Origin of the sequence: Achromobacter spanius, from assembly GCF_039673305.1 — a bacterium.
Taxonomy (GTDB): Bacteria; Pseudomonadota; Gammaproteobacteria; order Burkholderiales; family Burkholderiaceae_B; genus Achromobacter; species Achromobacter spanius_F.
In genome coordinates this window covers 56,951-76,487 of record NZ_JBDJLJ010000019.1, presented here as the reverse complement: position 1 = coordinate 76,487, position 19,537 = coordinate 56,951, and the positions used below count along the sequence as shown (strand labels likewise).

At 69.5% G+C, this 19,537-nt stretch carries 18 protein-coding genes; 2 read left to right on the top strand and 16 right to left on the bottom strand.

Annotated elements, in window-relative coordinates; genetic code table 11:
• Position 1: 1 nt before the first annotated feature.
• On the bottom strand, positions 2 to 1,177 hold the full coding sequence (locus tag ABE485_RS17010) for an efflux RND transporter periplasmic adaptor subunit (RefSeq protein ID WP_346516450.1): 1,176 nt from the start codon (positions 1,175 to 1,177) through the stop codon (positions 2 to 4).
• 348 nt (positions 1,178 to 1,525) lie between these two features.
• Here ABE485_RS17010 and ABE485_RS17005 point away from each other — a divergent pair, with 348 nt between their 5' ends.
• Positions 1,526 to 2,431, top strand: a complete 906-nt coding sequence (locus tag ABE485_RS17005) for a LysR family transcriptional regulator (protein ID WP_346516449.1) — start codon at positions 1,526 to 1,528, stop codon at positions 2,429 to 2,431.
• A gap of 69 nt (positions 2,432 to 2,500) precedes the next feature.
• On the opposite strand, the gene ABE485_RS17000 is transcribed toward ABE485_RS17005, so the two are convergent.
• Positions 2,501 to 3,232: a pseudouridine synthase gene (locus tag ABE485_RS17000; protein ID WP_346516439.1), complete on the bottom strand. Its 732-nt coding sequence runs from the start codon at positions 3,230 to 3,232 to the stop codon at positions 2,501 to 2,503.
• A gap of 67 nt (positions 3,233 to 3,299) precedes the next feature.
• Between ABE485_RS17000 and ABE485_RS16995 the strand changes: the two genes are divergently transcribed.
• Positions 3,300 to 3,920 (top strand): chorismate--pyruvate lyase family protein, encoded by a 621-nt coding sequence (locus tag ABE485_RS16995; RefSeq protein WP_346516438.1) that lies wholly within the window; start codon positions 3,300 to 3,302, stop codon positions 3,918 to 3,920.
• 97 nt (positions 3,921 to 4,017) lie between these two features.
• Here ABE485_RS16995 and ABE485_RS16990 read toward each other — a convergent pair whose 3' ends face one another.
• The 14 genes from ABE485_RS16990 to ABE485_RS16925 all read right to left on the bottom strand — a co-directional run bounded on the left by ABE485_RS16990 (position 4,018) and on the right by ABE485_RS16925 (position 19,484).
• The gene (locus ABE485_RS16990; protein WP_346516437.1) at positions 4,018 to 4,881 is read right to left on the bottom strand and encodes an isocitrate lyase/PEP mutase family protein; all 864 of its coding nucleotides are present in this window, start codon (positions 4,879 to 4,881) and stop codon (positions 4,018 to 4,020) included.
• An 11-nt stretch (positions 4,882 to 4,892) separates the two neighbouring features.
• A complete protein-coding gene (locus ABE485_RS16985) occupies positions 4,893 to 6,290 on the bottom strand; it encodes an FAD-dependent oxidoreductase (protein ID WP_346516436.1) in 1,398 nt (465 codons plus the stop codon).
• The gene (locus ABE485_RS16980) at positions 6,287 to 6,895 is read right to left on the bottom strand and encodes a cysteine hydrolase family protein (protein ID WP_346516435.1); all 609 of its coding nucleotides are present in this window, start codon (positions 6,893 to 6,895) and stop codon (positions 6,287 to 6,289) included. Before ABE485_RS16980 ends, ABE485_RS16985 begins: the two co-directional genes overlap by 4 nt.
• A 9-nt stretch (positions 6,896 to 6,904) precedes the next feature.
• On the bottom strand, positions 6,905 to 8,953 hold the full coding sequence (locus ABE485_RS16975; RefSeq protein ID WP_346516434.1) for a hydantoinase/oxoprolinase family protein: 2,049 nt from the start codon (positions 8,951 to 8,953) through the stop codon (positions 6,905 to 6,907).
• A complete protein-coding gene (locus ABE485_RS16970; protein ID WP_346516433.1) occupies positions 8,950 to 10,620 on the bottom strand; it encodes a hydantoinase B/oxoprolinase family protein in 1,671 nt (556 codons plus the stop codon). Before ABE485_RS16970 ends, ABE485_RS16975 begins: the two co-directional genes overlap by 4 nt.
• A 10-nt stretch (positions 10,621 to 10,630) precedes the next feature.
• Entirely contained in the window at positions 10,631 to 11,131 is a 501-nt protein-coding gene (locus ABE485_RS16965; protein ID WP_346516432.1) for a 3-isopropylmalate dehydratase, read from the bottom strand.
• Positions 11,128 to 12,396 carry a 3-isopropylmalate dehydratase large subunit gene (locus ABE485_RS16960; RefSeq protein WP_346516431.1) on the bottom strand — a complete coding sequence of 423 codons (1,269 nt, stop codon included), beginning with the start codon at positions 12,394 to 12,396 and terminating at the stop codon, positions 11,128 to 11,130. The genes ABE485_RS16965 and ABE485_RS16960 overlap by 4 nt, the downstream gene beginning before the upstream one ends.
• Before the next feature lie 2 nt (positions 12,397 to 12,398).
• Positions 12,399 to 13,109, bottom strand: a complete 711-nt coding sequence (locus ABE485_RS16955; RefSeq protein ID WP_346516430.1) for an ABC transporter ATP-binding protein — start codon at positions 13,107 to 13,109, stop codon at positions 12,399 to 12,401.
• Complete coding sequence (locus ABE485_RS16950) at positions 13,106 to 13,861, bottom strand: ABC transporter ATP-binding protein (RefSeq protein ID WP_346516429.1); 756 nt, start codon at positions 13,859 to 13,861, stop codon at positions 13,106 to 13,108. Before ABE485_RS16950 ends, ABE485_RS16955 begins: the two co-directional genes overlap by 4 nt.
• Positions 13,854 to 14,825 carry a branched-chain amino acid ABC transporter permease gene (locus ABE485_RS16945; RefSeq protein WP_346516428.1) on the bottom strand — a complete coding sequence of 324 codons (972 nt, stop codon included), beginning with the start codon at positions 14,823 to 14,825 and terminating at the stop codon, positions 13,854 to 13,856. Before ABE485_RS16945 ends, ABE485_RS16950 begins: the two co-directional genes overlap by 8 nt.
• 2 nt (positions 14,826 to 14,827) lie before the next feature.
• The gene (locus tag ABE485_RS16940) at positions 14,828 to 15,700 is read right to left on the bottom strand and encodes a branched-chain amino acid ABC transporter permease (protein WP_346516427.1); all 873 of its coding nucleotides are present in this window, start codon (positions 15,698 to 15,700) and stop codon (positions 14,828 to 14,830) included.
• Between the two features lie 9 nt (positions 15,701 to 15,709).
• Positions 15,710 to 16,915 (bottom strand): ABC transporter substrate-binding protein, encoded by a 1,206-nt coding sequence (locus ABE485_RS16935; RefSeq protein ID WP_346516426.1) that lies wholly within the window; start codon positions 16,913 to 16,915, stop codon positions 15,710 to 15,712.
• 20 nt (positions 16,916 to 16,935) lie between these two features.
• Positions 16,936 to 17,733 carry a GntR family transcriptional regulator gene (locus tag ABE485_RS16930; RefSeq protein WP_346516425.1) on the bottom strand — a complete coding sequence of 266 codons (798 nt, stop codon included), beginning with the start codon at positions 17,731 to 17,733 and terminating at the stop codon, positions 16,936 to 16,938.
• Between the two features lie 62 nt (positions 17,734 to 17,795).
• On the bottom strand, positions 17,796 to 19,484 hold the full coding sequence (locus ABE485_RS16925) for a GGDEF domain-containing protein (protein ID WP_346516424.1): 1,689 nt from the start codon (positions 19,482 to 19,484) through the stop codon (positions 17,796 to 17,798).
• Positions 19,485 to 19,537: the final 53 nt, after the last annotated feature.

Here is a 19,537-nt window from a genome sequence, read left to right as displayed (position 1 = left end):
ATTACTGCTTGGCCGGCGCGGCGGCGGCCGACTGCGGCTGCTGCGCCTTGGCGCCGGCTTCGGTGGCGACGACCTCGACGCCCGGCCGCACCATCTGCAGGCCTTCCACGATCACCTTGTCGCCCGCGGCCAGGCCGTCGGTGACGAGCCACTTGTCGCCGATGGCGCGGTCGGTCTTCAGTTCACGCAATTCGACCTGGTTCTTGGCGTTGACCACCAGCGCCGTGGGCAGGCCGCGCTGGTTGCGCGTCACGCCGCGCTGCGGCACCAGCAGGCCGTCGGCGGCCACGCCGTCGGCCAGGCGGGCGCGCACGAACATGCCCGGCAGCAGGCGGCGGTCCGGGTTGGGGAACACCGCGCGCAGCGTGATCGAGCCCGTGCCCTGGTCCACCGTCACTTCCGAGAACTGGAGCTTGCCGGTTTCTTTGTATTGCGACCCGTCTTCCAGGGTCAGCGTGACCAGCGCGGCCTGTTCGCCGTCGGCCTTTTTCAGCTGGCCGCTGGCCAGGGCGTCCTGCAGGCGCAGGAGCTGGACGCTGGATTGGGTCACGTCGACATAGATCGGGTCGATTTGCTGCACCGCAGCCAACGCGTTGGTCTGGTTGGCCGTGACCAGCGCGCCTTCGGTGACCGCCGAGCGGCCGATGATGCCGTCGATCGGCGACAGCACCTTGGTGTAGACCAGGTTGATGCGCGCCGTATCCAGCGCGGCCTTGGCCGACAGCACGTCGGCGGCGGCCTGGTCGCGCGAGGCGACGGCGTTGTCGTAGGTCTGTTGGCTGACGGCGCGGGTGGCCACCAGCGGCTTGTAGCGTTCGGCCAGCAAGGCGGCCGTCTTCTGCTGCGCCTGGGCGCGCGCCAGCGCGGCCTTCTGGCTGTCTACGCTGGCCTGGTAGAGGGCGGGATCGATCTGGTAGAGCTGTTCGCCGGCCTTGACCTCGCCGCCTTCGGTGAAGAGGCGCTTCTGGACGATGCCGTTGACCTGGGGACGCACCTCGGCCACGCGGAACGGGGACGTGCGACCCGGCAGTTCGGTGGTGAGGGAAACGGGCTGCGTCGCCAGGGTGACGACCGTCACCTGCGGCTTGCCCGCCTGGGGCGCGTCCTGCTTCTTGCCGCAAGCGGCCAGGGTGAGAGCCGATGCCGTCAGCGCAAAGATGGCCGCGCCGCGCCACATAGCGCTTTTCTTATTCATAGATTGCATTCCCGATTCCAAAAAAAATAGCCCCGCGCGGCGCAAGCGCCGCGTGACTGTTGCCCTCTGGGGGCCCGGTTGCCTGGGGCGATCTGCGAAAACATCAGCCCGTCAGACCGTCTTGGCGCGGTCCGCGTGGATCGACTTGGGTGGTTTCGCGTTGAACACGCAAGGCTGGACGTTTATCGCATTGCTGCATTGCAGAACTCGCATTCTGAGTTATCCCGCTTTAGAAACAAAGGGGCCTGTTGAGAAAACATCATTCCATTTATGGGACAATTGTCGGATCGCCACTATGACAAAATCCCCGTCATGAAACGCCTACAGGGAATGGAGCTCTTCGTCGAGGTCGCCAAAACGCACAGTTTTAGCCGGGCCGCGGCGACGCTCGGCGTGCCGAAGTCCACCTTGTCTCGCCAGGTGGCCGAATTGGAACGGTCCGTCGGCCTGCGGCTGCTCAGCCGCACCACGCGCAAGGTGGAACTGACGGATGCGGGGCGGCTGTATTTCGAGCGCTGCCAGCGCATCGTGGCCGAAGCGCAGATCGCCCACGAGGAACTGCAGAAGCTGGTGGACACGCCGGCCGGGCCGCTGCGGGTGAACATGCCCGCGGACTTCGGCACGGACTTCCTGGCTGAGTCGTTCATGGAGTTTTCCCGGCGCTATCCCGATGTGACGTTTTTCCTGGATCTCGCGAATCCCGACCACGCTTCACGCGTGTTCCAGACCTGCGACGTTTCGATCGAAATCGGCGACCTGCCCGACTCGACCCAGATTGCCCGGCTGCTGGGCATGCTGCCCGCCCACCTGTATGCCTCGCGCGAGTACCTGGAGAAGCACGGCGAACCGCGGCATCCCAGCGACTTGACCCGGCACGAGTGCATAGAGTTCCGCGCGGAAGGCGCCGGCCGCGTGACGCGCTGGCCGCTTACCAATGGCCAGCAGCACATCGAGTTCACGCCGGGCAACCGGTTTTCCGTCAATGGCGTCGCCATGGCCCGCCGCCTTGCCATGCTGGGCGCGGGCATCGCGGTGCTGGTGGGCGGCCAATTGGCGGAACAGCAGTCGGGTCAGCTGCAGCGCGTGCTGCCGGACTGGCAACTAGGGCCGTTTCCTGTCCATGCGGTAACCGAGACGCGGCTGCTGCCCGCCAAGACCCGGATTTTCATCGAGTTCCTGATGGAGCGGCTGGGCAGCCACCGGCAAGCGAAGGATACCCCCGCTTTCATGAAATGAACCTGAGGCCGAAACAGATTGAAAAATCTGACGGCCGCCGACATCAGATGTCGGGATATGTGACCAATATCAGAACGCTTCGTCGTCGCGCAGATAGCGCCATTGGCCCAGCGGCAGGTCGCCCAGGGCCACGCGGCCGATGCGCACGCGCTTCAGGCCCACCACCTTCAGGCCCACCAGTTCGCACATGCGGCGGATCTGGCGCTTCTTGCCTTCGCGCAGCACAAAACGCAGCTGGTCATGGTTCTGCCAGCGCACCTGGGCCGGCTTGAGCACCTTGCCGTCCAGCGACAGGCCGTGGTTCAGCAAGGCCAGTCCGTTGTCCGACAGGTCGCCCTGCACGCGCACCAGGTATTCCTTGTCGATGCTGGAGTCTTCGCCGATCAGCTGCTTGGCGACGCGGCCGTCCTGCGTCAGCACCAGCAGGCCCTGCGAATCGATGTCCAGGCGTCCGGCGACCGCCAGGCCCTCCAGGTGGGCGCGCTCGAAGCGCTGCGGCGACCGGTCTCCGGCGAACCGGGAGCGCGAGTCGATCAGGGCGACGGCGGGCGTGTAGCCTTTTTCGGCCTGCCCGGACACGTAGCCTACCGGCTTGTTGATCAGGATGGTGACCCGCGAGGTCTGGCGCGCCTGCGCGGCGCGCTCCAGCGTGATGACCTGGTCGGGATAGGCCCGCGCACCCAGTTCGGACACCACGACGCCGTCCACGCGGACCCAGCCGCGCTCGATATAGCTGTCGGCCTCGCGGCGCGAGCAGAGTCCGCGCTCGGACATGAGCTTGGAGATACGTACTTTTTCCATGGGCGGTATTGTATGCGGACGGCCGCCGCAGACGGCATGTCAGCCGGGCTTGGCATAATACGCAGCCATGACGAAACCCGCAGCACACCGCCCCCCTCTTGCCGCAGGCTGGCTGGCGCAAGCCCCGGCCATCCTGTCCCCTGCACAACGCCACTGGCTGTTCCGTCCGGGCGCGCTCACCGCGGGCCTGCGCCAGGTCGGCCAGGTCCGCCTGCGGGTGCTGGCCGAGTATGCCGACGGCGCCCCGCCCGACGAGGCCCGCGCGATGCATATCGCGCCCGGCTCGCCCGTGTGGATCCGCGAGGTGCTGATGTCGGTGAACGGCGTGGACAGCGTGCCGGCGCGCAGCCTGACGCCGCTGAGGGCCTCGCACGGCGCCTGGCAAGGCATGCGGCGCCTCTTGACCCGGCCGCTGGCCGACATGCTTTATCACGACAGCACGGTCATCCGCTCGCCCTTCGCCTGCCGCCTCCTGGCCTCGCCCGTGCCGTTCCACGCCACCGCGCGCCGCGTGCTGGCGCCCGAGCAGCAGGCGCTGCAGGCGGGCCGCATCTGGGCACGCCGGTCGGTGTTCTGGCGCCAGGGCCAGCCACTGCTGGTGGCCGAGTGCTTTCTGCCGGAATTCTGGGATCTGGTCGCCGACCAGCCCGTGCCGCCGCTGGTGCCGCACCAGCGCACGCCGCGCTGACGGCGGCCACCGGCGCGGCGCATCCGGCGTCAGACACGGCGCGGATACCGGCAGCGGCCTGCCGCGGCATCAGACGCCAGGACGGGCGACGCGGGCCTCAGCCTTCGTAGCGCCGCCCCTGCTCCAGCAGTTCGGGCGTGCCGATCACGTCGTTCAGGCCGTCGAAATCCAGCATGCTGTCCTTCCAGGGTGCGGTCGTGCCGTGCTGGCGCAGGCTGCCGTAATAGCCCTGCAGCGTGTGCGCCACGGCGCGCGCGGTGCCGCCCGGGAAGATGACGATGCGAAAGCCCAGCGCGGCCAGTTCGCCGGCGCTCTGCACCGGCGTCTTGCCGCCCTCGACCATGTTGGCCAGCAGCGGCACGCGCGCGGCGAAACGGTCGCACGCCGCCCGCATCTGTTCCGGCGTGCGCAGCGCTTCGATGAAGAGCGCGTCGGCGCCGGCTTCCAGGTAGGACTCGGCGCGGTCCAGCGCGGCGTCCAGCCCTTCGGACGCCAGCGCATCGGTGCGCGCCAGGATCAGCGTGGACGCGTCGACCCGCGCGTCGACGGCGGCGCGCAGCTTGCCGCACATCTCGGCCGCCGGGATCACCGTCTTGCCGTCCAGGTGGCCGCAGCGCTTGGGAAAGGTCTGGTCCTCGAGCTGGATCATGGCCGCGCCCGCGCGCTCGAAGCCGCGCACGGTGCGCTGCGTGTTCAGCGCGTTGCCGAAGCCCGTGTCGGCATCGACGATCACCGAGGCCGACACGCGTTCGGCGATGCGCGCCAGCGTGTCCTCGACTTCGGTGTACGTGGTCAGGCCGATGTCGGAGCGGCCCAGGCGCGTGTAGGCGATGGAGGCGCCGGACAGGTACAGCGCGTTAAAGCCCGCCTGCTCGGCCACCAGCGCCGACAGGGCGTCGTAGACGCCGGGGGCCAGCACGGCGCCGGCCGCCAATTGCGTTTTCAGGTTCTGTTTTTGCATCGTTTCGATTCCTAGTCCAGGCTGCGCCCAAGCAGCGCCACCGCGGTCGCGGCGGCGATATGGCCGCCTGCCACCGCGCTGAGCAAGCCATTGCCGGACAGATAGCCCGACACGTCGTTGCCCGACACGCCGCGGGCAGCCCCGCCCGCGGCCAGCAGATTGGGCAAGGGATGGCCGTCCTTGTCCAGGACGCGGCACTGCGCGTCGATATCGAGGCCGCCCTGCGTGTGGAACAGCGCGCCCGTCACCTTGACCGCGTGGTACGGCGCCTGCAGCGTCCGCGCGAAGCGGCGGCCCAGCGGATCCTGCGTGCCGGGGCCGACCGCGTCCAGCGTCTGGCGCAACACCTGCGGGTCGCAGCCGATCAGGGCCGCCAGCTCGGGAATGCCGGCGCAGGTCTTGAGCGCCTGCCCTGCCTCGGCATCCACGAAATCCGGAAAGCCGCGCGCAAGCGCCAGCGTCCGGTCGTCGAACACGTTCCAGGCGACCGAGCCCGGCTGCGCCAGCACGTGCACCGCAGCCTCGGAGTAGCCGTGGGTTTCGTCGTGGAAGCGCCGGCCGTCGCGGTTGACCTGCACGCCGCCGTCCATCATTACGGCCCAGGAGATCAGCGCGCCCTGCGGCGTGGCCCAGGAGCCGTGGCCCTGGTAGCCGCCCAGATCGGCCAGCCGCGCGCCGAGCTGCATGCCCCATTCGATGGCGCTGCCGTCATTGCCCACATGCCCGCCATAGACGGCCTCGCGCATGGCGGGCAGGTATTCGCGTACCATGGCCGCATTACCGCCGAAGCCGTTGCAGGCCAGGATCAGCGCATCGCAGCCGATCACGTCGACCGATCCGTCGGGACGCTCGCAGCCTACGGCCGTCACGCGCCCCGAATCATCCGTCCAGATTTCGCGGGCCAGCGCGCGCGTCAGCAGGTAGGCGCCCGCCTCGGTAGCCGCCCGTTCCAGGGCCGCGACCAGCGCCGCGCCCGTGCGCTCGGGCAGCGTATGCATGCGCCGGGCGGTGTGGCCCGGATACAGAAAGCCGTCCAGCACCTCGAACGTCAGTCCGTGCCCCCCCAGCGCATCCATGGCCGCCGCGGCCGCCCCGGTGTAGGCGGCCACCAGCTCCGGCGAGGCCGTGCCGTGGGCCTTGGCCTGGATGTCGGCGGCAAAGCGCTGCGCGTCGTCCTCGATGCCGGCGGCGCGCTGCACTTGGGATCCCGCCGCCGGAATGAAGCCGGACGACAGGGCCGACGATCCACTGGGCGCGGCGTCGCGTTCGATCAGCACCGTCTCGATGCCGGCGCTGGCCAGGCGCAGCGCGGCGGTCAGGCCGCACGCGCCCGCACCGATGATGGCCACCGGCACATGCATGGCGTCCGCGCCCGGCGCGGCGCCCTTTTTGACGACGGGCGCGCTCACGGCGCCAGCCTGTCCAGCAGGTCCTGGCACGTCACGACGTCCGCCACGGTGCGCAGGTCCGCCAGCGCCGCATCGTGCATGGCGGGCGTGGGCGCTGCGCACCCGTCCGCCAGCACCGTCACGTGGTAGTCGCGCATGTGGGCGTCGCGCACCGTGCTGGCCACGCCGCCGTTGGTGACGATGCCCGCCACCACCACGCTGGAGATGCCGGCGCGTCGCAGCACCCAGTCCAGTTGCGTATTGAAGAAGGCCGAATACGCCACCTTCCAGACCGACACGTCCACCAGGCCGTCCAGTTCGGCCACGTTGGCCTGCCCGCGCGAGCCGGCGACGAAGTCTCCCTTGGCGAGGAACGGGCGCAGCTGCTTGAGGTGCGGCGAGATCATGGGTTCGCCGTGCGCGTCCGGCCACAGCGTGAACAGGCTGGCGGCCACGAAGCCGCCGCGCGCCTTCAGGGCGCGGGCCACCGGCGCCACGCGTTCCGGCAAGGCGCGCGCCTGCGGGCTGACCGCGCCGCCGCGGTCATACGCGCCGCCGGGCGCCAGGAAGTCGTTCTGGAGGTCGATGATGACGAGGGCCGTCGTGCGGGGATCGAAGGAATGCATGGTCCGCTCCTACGAGTCAGTCCGGGCGATCAACAGATTGCCCAGGGGATCGACGCGCCCGGCAAAGCCCGGCTCGATCCAGATGGTGGTGTCCGGCTGCTCCAGAATGGCGGGGCCCGCCACCTCGGCGCCCACCGGCAGGTCCAGGCGCGCGTAGCGCACGGCGTCGCGCCATTGCCCGGCATGGAAGACGGCCTGCGTGCCCAGCGCGGCCGGCATGTCCTTGCTGGTGGGAGCCAGCAGCGCCAGGTCGAACTTGGGACGCTGGCCGATGCGGGCATAGCGCAGGTTCAGGATGCGCACCGCGATGCCGGTCAGGCTGCGGCCGAAGGCGGCGCGATAGGCGCGTTCGAACGCGGCGGCGATGCCGTCGCGGTTCAGCTCGGCGCGGCCGACTTCGACGCGCACGGTGTGGCTCTGGCCCACGTACAGCATGTCCAGTTCGATGCTCTCGCGGATGCCTTCGAACGACACGCCGGCGGAATCCAGCCGTTCCTGGCAGGCGCCGGCCAGGCCGTCGATGCGCGCCACCAGGTCGGCGGCGTCCAGCGCGTCCAGCGCCACGTTCAGGGTCTGCACGCCGTCGTGACGCATGTCGGCCATGACGCAGCCCAGCGCCGAGGTCACCCCCGGATAGCGCGGGACGATGCCGTGCGCGGCATCCACTTCGTTCATCATGGCGCAGACGTGCAGCGCGCCGCCGCCGCCGAACGGCATGTAGGCGAACTTGCGCGGATCGTGGCCGCGCTCGATGGAGACGACGCGGATGGCGCCGGCCATCTTGGCGTTGGCCACCGTCAGGATCGCTTCGGCCGCCGCGTGCACGTCCAGGCCCAGGGGCCGCGCCACGTGCTCTTCAATGGCGGCGCGCGCCAGCGCCACGTCCATGGTGGCCAGCAGGCCGCCGCCCAGCGGACGTTCCGCGGCGATGCGGCCCAGCAGCACATTGGCGTCGGTGACCGTGGGCCGCGTGTTGCCGCGGCCATAGCAGGCCGGGCCGGGAATGCTGCCCGCGGACTCGGGGCCGACCTGCAGCAGGCCGCCCGCGTCCACGCTGGCAATGGATCCGCCGCCCGCGCCGATGGTTTCGATCTGGATCATCGGGGCGCGCACCACCATGCCGAAATCGATGGCCGTCTGCGCCGACAACGAGGCCTCGCCGTCCGCCACCAGCGATACGTCGAACGACGTCCCGCCCATGTCGCCGGTGACCACGTTGGGGAAACCCGCGGCGCGCGCAATGGCCGCGCAGGCGATCACGCCCGCCGCAGGACCAGACAAGGCGGTGCGCACCGGCACGTCGCAGGCGGTCTGGCGCGACATGACGCCGCCGTTGCTCTGGACCACCAGCAGTTCGCCCTGGAAGCCATGCTGCTGCAGGTCGGATTCCAGCCGCGTCAGGTAGCTGCCCACCACGGGCTGCAGCGCGGCGTTCAGCGCCGCGGTCGAGAGACGCTCGAATTCGCGGATCTCGGGCAGGACTTCCGTGGCCGCCGTGACGTTGCCGTTCGGCCAGATGGCGCGCACGCGCGCCGCGGCCTGGGCCTCGTTGGCCGGGTTGGCGTAGGCGTTGACGAAGAAGATGCAGACCGCGTCGCAGCCCTGCTCCAGCAGCTTGCGGGCCGCGGCCTCGACCTGGTCCAGGTCCACCGGCGTATGCAGGGCGCCGTCGGCCAGCACGCGTTCGCGCACTTCCAGGCGCAGGTCGCGCGGCACCACCGGCTCGTAGTTGCCGCGCAGGCCCCAGGTCTGGGGCCGGTCGCGCCGGCGCATTTCCAGCACGTCGCGAAAGCCCTCCGTGGTGATGATGCCGGTGCGCGCCACCTTGCGCTCGAGCAGCGCATTGGTGCCCACCGTGGTGCCGTGCACGATGGTGGCGATATCGCCCGCCCCGTCGGCCACGCGCGCAATGCCGTTCATGAATCCGCGCGCTTCCTCGCCGCGGGTCGACGGCACCTTGACCACGCGCGCGCTGCCGCCCGCCTCGTCCAGCACGAAAAGATCCGTGAACGTGCCGCCCACGTCCACGCCAACCACCAAGCCTTGCGCCGCGCTCATGCCGACTGCTCCTTCAGAATTTCGCTGACATACCCCATCTTGCGGTCGTGCTCGCGCGCCGCCGGATCGCGCCGCGCGGGCTCGCCGTAGCCGCCCCCGCCCGGGGTCTCCAGACGCACGCGGTCGCCGCGCTTCAGCTGGATGCCCAGCATCTTCGAACTCATGGGCGGGGCCTGCCACTGGCCGTCCTGCTGATAGCGGAAGACGTTCAGCGCCGCCTGCCCGCCGCCCGCGATGCCCTTGGGCGCGCTGCGGCCGCGTTCGCCGAAGATGAAGGCTTCGGCGCTGTCTTCCAGCAATTCGATTTCATAGATCGCGCCCAGGCCGCCGCGATGGGCGCCGTCGCCCGCCGAGTCGGGGCGCAGCGCCCACTGCGTGAAGCGCACCGGATACGCCGCCTCCAGGATTTCCAGCGGCGGGATGGTGGCGGTGGAGATGGGCGCGTTGCCGTGGCTCAGGCCGTCGCCGTCCGAGTGGCCGCCGTGGCCGCCGCCGAAGAAGCTGAACATCACCCAGCGCTGGCCCTTGCGGGCGGCGTCGCTGCGGTAGCCGGCAATCGACAGCGCATTGATGGTGCCGTAGGCCTGGGCCATGGCACGCTCCGGCGCGGCCTTGGCCATGGCGCAGAAGATCACGTCGATCATGCGCAGGATGGTCTCGGTGTAGCCGCCCACGGGGCGCGGCCGGTCGGCCGAGATGACCAGGCCGTCGGGCAGGACCACGTCCACCGCGTCCAGCACGCCGGCGTTGGCCGGGACGTCCGGGAACAGGTGCTTGAGCGCCACGTAGCAGGCGGCGATGGCGGTGGCGCGCGAGATGTTCACGGGGCCCGCGCAGGCGGGCGACGTGCCGGTGAAGTCCAGCGCCAGGCGGTCCCCGGCGATCGACAGCTTGAGCGCGATGCGCAGCGGCGTGTCGCGCACGCCGTCGTTGTCCAGCATGTCCTCGAAGGCGTATTCGCCGTCGGGCAGGCCCGCGATGTGGTCGCGCATCAGGCGGCGCGCCCGTTCGCGCAGCGTGTCCAGGGACTCCAGCACCGTGGCGTCGCCGTATTCGTCGAGCAGGCCGTCCAGGCGGCGCGCGCCCAGTTCCAGCGCCGCCAGCTGGCCGTTCAGGTCGCCCCACAGGCTGTCCGGCAGGCGGGTGTTGGCTTTCAGGATGGCCAGCACGTCCTGGTCCAGCACGCCGGCGCGCACGATGCGCACGGGCGGGATCTGCACCGCTTCCTGCCAGCATTCCGTGGCCGCCGGGTTGTAGTTGCCCGGCACCGCGCCGCCCACGTCGTGCCAGTGCGCCGCCGACGCCAGGAAGCAGAACAGGCTGCCGCCGCGGAATACCGGCTTGACCAGCTTGAAATCGTTGGCGTGGGTGCCGCCTTCGTAGGGATCGTTGAACAGCCAGACGTCGCCGTCCGTCATGCCGCCACGCTCGGCCGCCGCCTTGGCCGCGGCCTTGACGGCGAACGCCATCGCGCCCACGAACACGGGCAGGCCGGACTTGCCCTGGACCAGGGTGGCGCCCGTGGCGGCGTCGTACATGCCGTGGCAGGCGTCATGGGCCTCGGCGATGATGGGATTGAACGCGCTGCGGTACAGGGTCGCGTCCATTTCGTCGGCGATCTGTTCCAGGCGGCCCTTCAGGACCGCCAGGGTAACGGGGTCAAGCATGATGTTGTTCCTAAGAGGTTTGACGCTGTTTCAGCAGATTCAGCAGTCCGCCGGCCTGGACCATGTCGAGGAGAAAGCCGGGCACGGTCTCGCAGTGCAATGCTTCGGGCGCCCCGCCCGGCCGTCCGATGCGGCCGGCCACGGGGTCCAGGGTGATGTGCTCGCCTTCGGCCAGGGTCTCGGCCTGTTCGCAGGTCAGGAGCAGCAGCCCCACGTTGAAGGCGTTGCGGAAATACAGGCCGTTGAAGGACGGCGCGATCACCGCCGCCACGCCCAGGCGCACCAGCGCCGCGGCGGCCTGTTCGCGCGACGAGCCGATGCCGAAGTTGGGCCCGGCCACCAGCACGTCGCCCGGCCGGACCTCGCCGGCGAACTCGGGCCGCACCCGCTGCAGGCAATGGCGCGCGATTTCGTCGATGCCGAATTTCATGTAGGCGCCCGGGGCCAGGGCGTCCGTGTCGATGTCCGCGCCCACCCGCCAGACGCGGTGCGTTATGGTCTGATCCGTCATGCCATGAACTCCCGGGGATCGGCGACGCGGCCGGCCACGGCCGATGCCGCCACCGTATAGGGCGATGCCAGGTAGACCTGGGCGGTTTCGGAGCCCATGCGCCCCTTGAAGTTGCGCGCGGTGGTGGAGATGACGCTGGCGCCGTCCGGAATGGAGCCGCCGTAGCCCGCACAGGCGCCGCAGGACGTGGCCAGCACCTGGGCCCCGGCATCGCGCAGGACCTGCATGACGCCTTCCTGGTCGGCCTGTTCCTGGTCCTGGCGGCTGGCCGGCGCCACCATCAGCCGCATGCCGTCCGCCAGCCGGCGGCCGCGCAGCACGCTGGCCGCGGCGCGCAGGTCTTCCAGCTTGGCGCCGGTGCAGGCGCCGATGTAGGCCACCTGCACCGGCACGTCCTTGTATTGGTCCACGTCGCGCGCGTTGGCGGGGCTGTGCGGCGCGGCGACCTGCGGCGCCAGCGTGGCCGCATCGAAATCGTGCCATTCCGCGTCCGCGTCCGGATCGCCCTGCCAGCGCGCCAGATCCAGTTCCGCCGCGACGCCCGCCTGGCGCAGGTAGGCCGCGGTGGTTTCGTCCGGAGCGATCAGGCCCACCTGCGAGCCCAGCTCGGCGCTCATGTTGGACAGCGTCATGCGTTCCTGCATGGACAGCGCGCGCACGGCCTCGCCGCAGAATTCCACCGCCTGGTAGCGCCCGCCGTTCATGCCGTAGCGGCCAATCATGTGCAGCATCATGTCCTTGGCGGTGACGCCATCGGCCAGCCTGCCGCTCCAGCGCATCATCAGGGTCCTGGGCACCTTGACCCAGATCTGGCCGGTGACCGCCACGCCCAGCATCTCGGTGCTGCCGATGCCGAACATGTAGGCGCCGAACGCGCCGCCGGTGGGCGAATGCGAATCGCCGCCCACGCAGAACATGCCCGGCCGGATGTGGCCGTGCTGCGGCACCACCACGTGGCAGATGCCGACGGAGTCGTACACGTTGGGCAGTTGCTGATCCGCGGCCCAGTCGCGCGCGATGCGCACGATGCGGCGCGATTCGTCGTCGGACTCCGGCACGTAGTGGTCGATGACCAGGACCACCCTGGACGGGTCCCACAGCGTGGCGCCCAGCTCCTGCAGCATGGGCTGCAGGCGGCGCGGACCGCTGGAATCGTGGAACATCGCCAGGTCGACCGCACAGGTCACGATTTCGCCCTCGGCGACCGACGGGCGCCCGCAGGCGGCGGCAATCAGCTTCTGGGCCAGGGTTTGAGGCTGGGCCATGATTACATCCCCAGATAGGCGCGACGGACGTCGTCGCTGGCCATCAGGTCCGCGCAGGCGCCGCTGTAGCGCACCGCGCCGTTCTCGAGCACATAGGCCCGCTGCCCCGCTTCCAGGGACTGTCCGACGTTCTGCTCGACCAGCAGGATGGCCAGCCCGTCGGCATGCAGCCGCCGGATCAGGCCGAACAATTCTTCCACCATCAGCGGCGACAGGCCCAGCGAAGGTTCGTCCAGGATCAAGAGGCGGGGCTCGGCCATGAGGCCCCGGCCGATCGCCAGCATCTGCTGTTCGCCGCCGGACATGGTGCCCGCGAGCTGTTCCAGGCGTTCGCGCAGCCGCGGAAAGATGTCGAGCACCTTGTCCAGGTTGGCGGCCCGGCGCTCGCGCGCCCGGGTGAAGGAGCCCAGTTCCAGGTTCTCGCGCACGCTCAGGTTGGGGAAGATGCGGCGGCCCTCGGGCACCTGGATCAGGCCGGCCTGCACCACCTGGCGGTAGTGGCGGCCGGTCAGGTCCTGGCCCTCGAAGCGCACGGAGCCGCCCCAGGGCCGGTACAGCCCGCACACCGTGTTGTTCAGCGTGGACTTGCCGGCGCCGTTGCTGCCCAGCAGCACGACGATCTCGCCCGCGTTGACGTCCAGGTCCACGCCGCGCAGCACTTCCATGCGCCCGTAGCCCGCCCGCAGGCCCTTGACCTCCAGCAGCGCGCTCATGCCCGCGCTCCCTGGGCGGCCAGCCTGGCGGCGGCGCCGTGGCCCAGATAGGCCTCGACCACCTGCGGGTCGCGGGTGACCTCGCCGGGCGTGCCCGACGCAATCAGCCGGCCCTGCGCCAGCACCCACACGTGCTCGGCCAGGCTCATCACCGCCCGCATCACGTGTTCGATCATCAGTACGGTGACGCCATCGTCCACCAGCTTCTTCACCACCGGAATCATCTCGTCGATCTCACTGGGGTTGAGCCCCGCCAGCACCTCGTCCAGCAGCAGCAGACGCGGCCGGGTCGCCAGCGCGCGCGCCAGCTCCAGGCGTTTGCGCCCGGCAACGGTCAGGTCGGCCGCCGGCTTGTCCAGCGACGCCTGCAGGTTGACGCGCGCGGCCACGGCCTCGGCGGCGGCCAGCGCCTCTTCCCGGTCCGCCAGGCGCAGGTGCGCCCCCACGGCGATGTTCTGGCGCACCGTCTGCGCGCCGAAGGGCTGCACGATCTGGAAGGTGCGGGTCAGGCCCAGCCGCGCGGATTCGTGCGGGGCGCGGCCGGTGATGTCCTGGCCGGCGAACTGCACGGAGCCGGATCCGGGCTTGAGAAAGCCGGACAACAGCCCGAACAGCGTCGTCTTGCCGGCGCCGTTGGGGCCGACCAGCGCGGTCAGCGAGCCTTGCCGCACGTCCAGGCTCACGTCCTGCACGGCCTTCAGGCCGCCGAAGGTGATGGACAGGTTGCGCGCTTGCAAAAGGATGTCAGACACGGGCGCGCTCCTTGGTTCCGAACAGGCGGCCCAGCGCCTGGCCGGACCCGGTGATGCCGCGCGGCAGGAACATGACGATGACGATCAGCACCATGCCGTAGATCACCATGCTGATGCCCGGCAGTTCGCCGAACAGGTTGCGGGTCAGGTCGGCCAGCGCGTGCAGCGTCACCGCGCCCAGCAGCGGCCCCCACAGGGTGCCCATGCCGCCGACGATGGCGCCCACCAGGGCCTCCACGGAAACGGCCGAGCCGAAGGCGATGCCCGGGTCGATGTACTGGAAGACCTGCACATAGAAGGCCCCGGCCGCGCTCATGAAGGCCGCGGACAGCGCGATGCCGCCCAGCTTGACGCGCAGCGGGTTCACGCCGATGGCGCGCGCGGCGTCTTCGTTGTCGCGCACCGCCTGCAGGTAGGCGCCGAAGCGCGAATGGCGCAGCCAGGCGGTCACCAGCAGGGCCAGCAGCACGAAGCCCAGCAGCAGGTAGATGTAGCCGCGGCGCGAGCCGAACTGCATGTTGGCCACCCCTTCCTGCAACGGCACCATCAGCCCCACCCCGCCGCCCGTGAAGGAGACGGACAGCGCCAGGATGCGGAACACTTCCGCGAAGGCCAGCGTGACCAGCGCGAAGTACGAACCCTTGAGCCCGTAGCGGAAGGTCAGCGCGCCCACTCCCACGCCGGCCAGCGCGCCCAGGGCGATCGCCATGGGCAGCACCGCCCAGGGGTTCAGCCCCAGGTTCAGCTGGCCCAGCGCCTGCGCATAGGCCCCGACGCCGAAGAACAGCGCATGCCCGAAGGACAGCTGCCCACCGTACCCGCCCAGGATGTTCCAGGCCTGCGACAGCAGGGCCGCGTACAGCGACATCATGACGAAGGTCAGCAGCACGCCCGACTGGGCGAACGAGGCGACGGCGGCCAGGGCCACGCCGAACAGCGCGATTGCGCAAAGATCCCTTTTCATGCTCAGCCCCTCGCCCCGAACAGCCCCTGCGGGCGAAACAGCAGCACCGCGATGAAGATCGCGAAGATGCCCATCTGGCCCAGCGAGTCGCCCAGGAACAGGCCGCCGATGGACTCCACCACGCCGATCAGCAGTCCGCCGACCAGCGCCCCCACGAAACTGCCCATGCCACCCAGGACCACGATGGTGAAGGCCACCAGCACGAAGCCGCTGCCCACCTGCGGATTGACGTAGTAGGCCGGCAGCAGGAAGCAGGCCGCGGCGCCCAGGCAGGCCATGCCGATGCCGAAGGACAGCGCATAGACTTTTTCGACGTCGATGCCCATGAGCTTGGCGCCCTGCTTCTCCCGAGCGACCGCCCGGATCGCGCGGCCCAGGTCGGTGCTGCGGATGATCCAGAACAGGATCGCCGCCACGGCCAGCGCGCCGCAGAACGCGATGACCTTGGGCAACGCGATCATGGCGGGCCCGATTTCCACCGTCGACAGCGTGTAGGCGGTGTCGATGCTGCGCGTGTCGGACTTGAACCAGACCAAGGCCAGGTTCTCCAGCACGATCGCCAGGCCCAGCGTCACCAGCAGGATGTTCTCGTCCTTGCCGTGGCTGGCGCGGTTGATGACAAAGCGCTGCAGCGCGTAGCCCAGCGCGAACATCCCCGCCACCACCAGCGGCAGCGCTGCGTAGGGGTCGATGCCCAGCCGGTCCTTGAGGAGGTACACGGCATACAGCGCCACCATCAGCGCCGCGCCATGGGCGAAGTTGATGATGTGCAGCACCCCGTAGATCAGGGTCAGGCCCAGGGCGATGAGCGCGTACACCGCGCCCGTCGTCAGGCCGTTCAGCACCGAGGAAAAGAGGATGGCGGGATCCAGCATGCGTCTCTCTCAGGCCTTCAGCGGAAAGACGGCGTCGGCCTGGCGGAAGTCCGCCGGGAAGATCACCTTGATGTCGCCGCCGATCACCTGCGTCAGCAGCGGCTGGGCGCCGGTGTTCTGACCGTTGACGAACTTGGTCGGGCCGTAGGGCATCAGGTTGTCCTGGAACGTGCTGGCGGCCAGCGCGTCGATGATCGCCGCGCGGTCCGCGGACTTGGCGCGTTCCAGCGCGTCGGCCAGCAGCAGCATCGCGGTGTAGGTCATGAAGACCTCGTAGCTGAAGTACGCGCCCTTCTCTTCCACGCGGGCCTTCAGGGGCGCCACGCGCGCATCCTTGGGATTGAACCAGTGGTTGCAGTCGATGATGCCGTTGGCGATGTCCGGGAATTCCTTCAGGAACTTGTAGCTGGACGCCGCGCCGCCCAGCACCGAATAGATGGCCTTGGGCTGCACCTTCTGCTGCTTCATGGCGCGCAGCAGCAAGGCGTATTCGTTGTAGTAGTTGGCCGGGATGACGATGTCGGGGTTCACCGACTTCATGCGCAGCACGATGTTGTTGAAGTCGCGGGTGGGATTGGGGTGCTTGACCACCTCCTTCACTTCGAACCCGTGCTCGGGCAGCGACTTGGACAGCAGCGCCGCCGTGCCGGTGCCGAAGAGGGAATCCTCGTGCACGATCATCACGGTCTTGGCCGGCTTGCCGGCCGCGTCGTTCAGGGCCGCCAGGTCCAGGATCGCGCGTTCGCTACAGGCGCGGTAGCCCGGTCCGAACCGGAAGGTGTTCTTCAGGCCGCGTTCGACGATCTGGTCGGCCACGCCCACGTCCACCACGTGCGGCAGGTTGTACTTGGCCGCGGTCTGCGTCGTGGCCAGGCAGATCGCCGACGCGTAGGCGCCCACGATGGCCGACACGCCCGCCTCGTTCATCTTTTCCACTTCCGCCGAGCCGGCTTCGGGACGCGACTGGGCGTCGCCCAGCACGGCTTGCAGCGGCGCGCCGCCCAGCGACTTGATGCCGCCGGCCTTGTTGATGTCTTCGATGGCCAGCAGCGCGCCCAGGCGGCACTGCTGCCCCGAATAGGCCAGCGCGCCGGTCACGGGATGCAGCACCCCGACCTTGATGGGCGCGGCGCCCTGGGAACGGGCCACCCACGGTGCGGACACCAGGGCCGCCGCGGCGGCGGATTGATAGAGGAAAGTGCGGCGCGAATTCATGGGTGATCTCTCCGGAGGGTTCAATGAAATTGGGCCGACAGCTCTTCGCTGACCCAGACCTTGGCGTCGATGCTGCCGACGCGCGATAGCTGCAACTGATATTGGTAGCGGTCGGGCCGGTACAGGCCCTGCAGCAACTGCACGGGCCGGTCGCCGACATCGCGCACCAGCCGGGTCACCGCCAGCAGCGCCGACCCCACCGCGACATCCAGGTGGCGCGCCACCTGCGCATCGGCCAGGCGCGCGGAAATGGTCTGCGTGGCGCCGCCGAACTCCACGCCGGCCGCCTCCAGCAGCATCAGCAAGGGCTCGCGTTCGAGGTCCTCGCGCGTGAAATCGGCGACGGACTGCGGCACGTAGGTGGTGATGTGGGAGAGCGGTCCGGCCTCGGTGCTGCGCACGCGCAGGCTTTTGTGGACGGGCGCGCCGGGCGCGATGCGCAGCGCCTCGGCCACGGCGGGCGGCGCAAAAACGAGCGTGCTGTCCAGCACCTGCACCGACGTGCGCAGGCCCATGTTGACGATGTTTTCCAGCAGGCCGGTCAGGTGGGCCTTCTGCTGGGCGCTGGGCGCAGGCGTGGCGTGGGCGGCGGACGCGCCGCGCAGGGGCCAGGTTCCCAGGCCGGGGCGGCGCGACACCAGGCCGTCGGCCACCAGCATCTCCATTGCCTTGCGGATGGTGATGCGGGCCACGTCGAACTGGTCCGCCAGCGCGTGCTCGCCGGGGACGCCGTCCTGGTCGAAGCGCCCCTCCTGCAGCTGCTCGCGCAGGACGAGATAGATCTGGTGGTACTTCGGAAGTGGTAATGAGGTTCCCATGACGGGAACTCTAGGGGTGTCCTAATGTACCGTCAATGGAACAAATGGCGTGGCGGGTTGTTCTATCGGGAAAACACCGACTCGATCCGATTGCGTCCCCGCTGCTTCGCGTAATACAGCGCGCGGTCGCTGCGGCTGAGCGCCAGCTCCGCGTCGTCGTCCATCGTGTGCAGGGCCGAAATGCCGATGCTGACCGTCAACGGAATGTGCCTGCCGTCGTTCGAATACGGCGTATCCGCGATGCGGCGCTGCACATTCCTGGCGAAGGCGTGCGCCCGCTCGATGTCCGTGTCCGGCAGCACGACGGCGAATTCCTCGCCCCCGATGCGGCCCACCAGGTCGGTCTCGCGCAGCTGCGCGCGCAGCATCTTGGCGAAATGCTGCAGCACGCCATCGCCGATGGCGTGGCCCCAGGTGTCGTTGATGTGCTTGAAGTGGTCCAGGTCGCACATCAGCACGGCGGACCCGCGGCCGCCATGCCCCTTGATGCGCGTCAGTTCCGCGGCGATGCGCGACATGAAATGGCGGCGGTTGGGCAAAGTGGTCAGGGCGTCGGTGGCGGCCAGTTCGCGCAGCTCCAGTTCGGCGCGCTTGCGGTCGGTGATGTCGGTGACGAAGCCGTGCCAGACCACGCCGCCATCGCCGTCGCGCCGCGGACTCGCGTCGCCCTGGCGCCAGCGCACGCCCTGCAGCGGCAGGCAGACCCGGAATTCCAGGTGCCACGGCGTCTGCGCCGCCGCCGCGGCCTGCAGGGAGGCGCGGTAGATGGGCAGGTCGTCGGGATGGATCCGCTGCTCGATGGCGGTGGTGCGGGCGCGCACGTCGTCGGCGGTGAGCTCGAACATGTCCCAGATGCCGGCGCTGACGTACGAGAACCACGACCCGCCCTCGGGCACGGGCCGGCACTGGAAAACCAGCCCGGGCACGGCGTCGGTCAGGTTGACGACGAGGTCCGCCGTGCGCTGCAGGCGTTCCGACATGGCGCGCACGGCGCTGATGTCGGTGGTGGTGCCCATCATGCGCAGCGCCTTGCCCGATTCGTCGCGGCTCACGACCTTGCCGCGGCTGCAGATCCACTTGTAGCTGCCGTCCTTGCAGCGGATGCGGTGTTCGACCTCGTAGCTTTCCGTCTTGCCGTCGAAGTGGTTCTGCATGGCGGCGCGCACGTAGTCCAGGTCGTCGGGGTGCAAACGGGTGTAGGCGTCTTCGATGCGGCTGGAGAGTTCCGATTCGCCGTAGCCCAGCAGGGCCTTCCAGCCCGGCGAATACGTGATCTCGCCCGTCACCACGTTGCGGTCCCACACACCCGTGCCGCTGCCCGCGATGGCCAGGGACAGCTTGCGGGCCTCTTCGCGCCACGTGTCTTCGTCGGCCCGCTCCAGCGCCAGCGCCTGGCGTTTTTCGACGGCGGCGGCCGCCAGGCCGGCCAGGTCCTGCAGGCTCTGGCGGTCTGCGTCGCTGAAGGCGCGGGCCTGCCCGTGCAGCAGGCGAAAGGCGCCCAGCTGGCGGCCGTCGGCGCCACGCACGGGGCATTCGGTGGAAAAAGGAAATTCCGCGCTGGCGGGAGGCTCGCCGGCCGTGGCCTGCCAGACGCCATCGGCGTCGGTGCACGCCACCAAAGCCATGTCCACGCCGAACAACCGCCTGGCCAACCGCGCCAGCCGGTCCAGCGGGCCGTCGGGTTCGGCCTGCGCTTCGCCCGCGCCGTCGCCAGGCGGTTGAGTTAGGGGCGCATCACCTGTAGCGGGCATTTCAGAACCTGATCAATACGCAATTCATCGGTACGGCCATGCTGAGCGTGGCT

Excerpts from the sequence above, each read along its gene's own strand:
- ABE485_RS17010 (WP_346516450.1), bottom strand. The coding sequence starts at position 1,177 with ATGTGGCGCGGCGCGGCCATCTTTGCGCTGACGGCATCGGCTCTCACC.
- ABE485_RS17005 (WP_346516449.1), top strand. The coding sequence starts at position 1,526 with ATGGAGCTCTTCGTCGAGGTCGCCAAAACGCACAGTTTTAGCCGGGCC.
- ABE485_RS17000 (WP_346516439.1), bottom strand. The coding sequence starts at position 3,232 with ATGGAAAAAGTACGTATCTCCAAGCTCATGTCCGAGCGCGGACTCTGC.
- ABE485_RS16995 (WP_346516438.1), top strand. The coding sequence starts at position 3,300 with ATGACGAAACCCGCAGCACACCGCCCCCCTCTTGCCGCAGGCTGGCTG.
- ABE485_RS16990 (WP_346516437.1), bottom strand. The coding sequence starts at position 4,881 with ATGCAAAAACAGAACCTGAAAACGCAATTGGCGGCCGGCGCCGTGCTG.
- ABE485_RS16980 (WP_346516435.1), bottom strand. The coding sequence starts at position 6,895 with ATGCATTCCTTCGATCCCCGCACGACGGCCCTCGTCATCATCGACCTC.
- ABE485_RS16975 (WP_346516434.1), bottom strand. The coding sequence starts at position 8,953 with ATGAGCGCGGCGCAAGGCTTGGTGGTTGGCGTGGACGTGGGCGGCACG.
- ABE485_RS16970 (WP_346516433.1), bottom strand. The coding sequence starts at position 10,620 with ATGCTTGACCCCGTTACCCTGGCGGTCCTGAAGGGCCGCCTGGAACAG.
- ABE485_RS16965 (WP_346516432.1), bottom strand. The coding sequence starts at position 11,131 with ATGACGGATCAGACCATAACGCACCGCGTCTGGCGGGTGGGCGCGGAC.
- ABE485_RS16960 (WP_346516431.1), bottom strand. The coding sequence starts at position 12,396 with ATGGCCCAGCCTCAAACCCTGGCCCAGAAGCTGATTGCCGCCGCCTGC.
- ABE485_RS16955 (WP_346516430.1), bottom strand. The coding sequence starts at position 13,109 with ATGAGCGCGCTGCTGGAGGTCAAGGGCCTGCGGGCGGGCTACGGGCGC.
- ABE485_RS16945 (WP_346516428.1), bottom strand. The coding sequence starts at position 14,825 with ATGAAAAGGGATCTTTGCGCAATCGCGCTGTTCGGCGTGGCCCTGGCC.
- ABE485_RS16940 (WP_346516427.1), bottom strand. The coding sequence starts at position 15,700 with ATGCTGGATCCCGCCATCCTCTTTTCCTCGGTGCTGAACGGCCTGACG.
- ABE485_RS16935 (WP_346516426.1), bottom strand. The coding sequence starts at position 16,915 with ATGAATTCGCGCCGCACTTTCCTCTATCAATCCGCCGCCGCGGCGGCC.
- ABE485_RS16930 (WP_346516425.1), bottom strand. The coding sequence starts at position 17,733 with ATGGGAACCTCATTACCACTTCCGAAGTACCACCAGATCTATCTCGTC.
- ABE485_RS16925 (WP_346516424.1), bottom strand. The coding sequence starts at position 19,484 with ATGCCCGCTACAGGTGATGCGCCCCTAACTCAACCGCCTGGCGACGGC.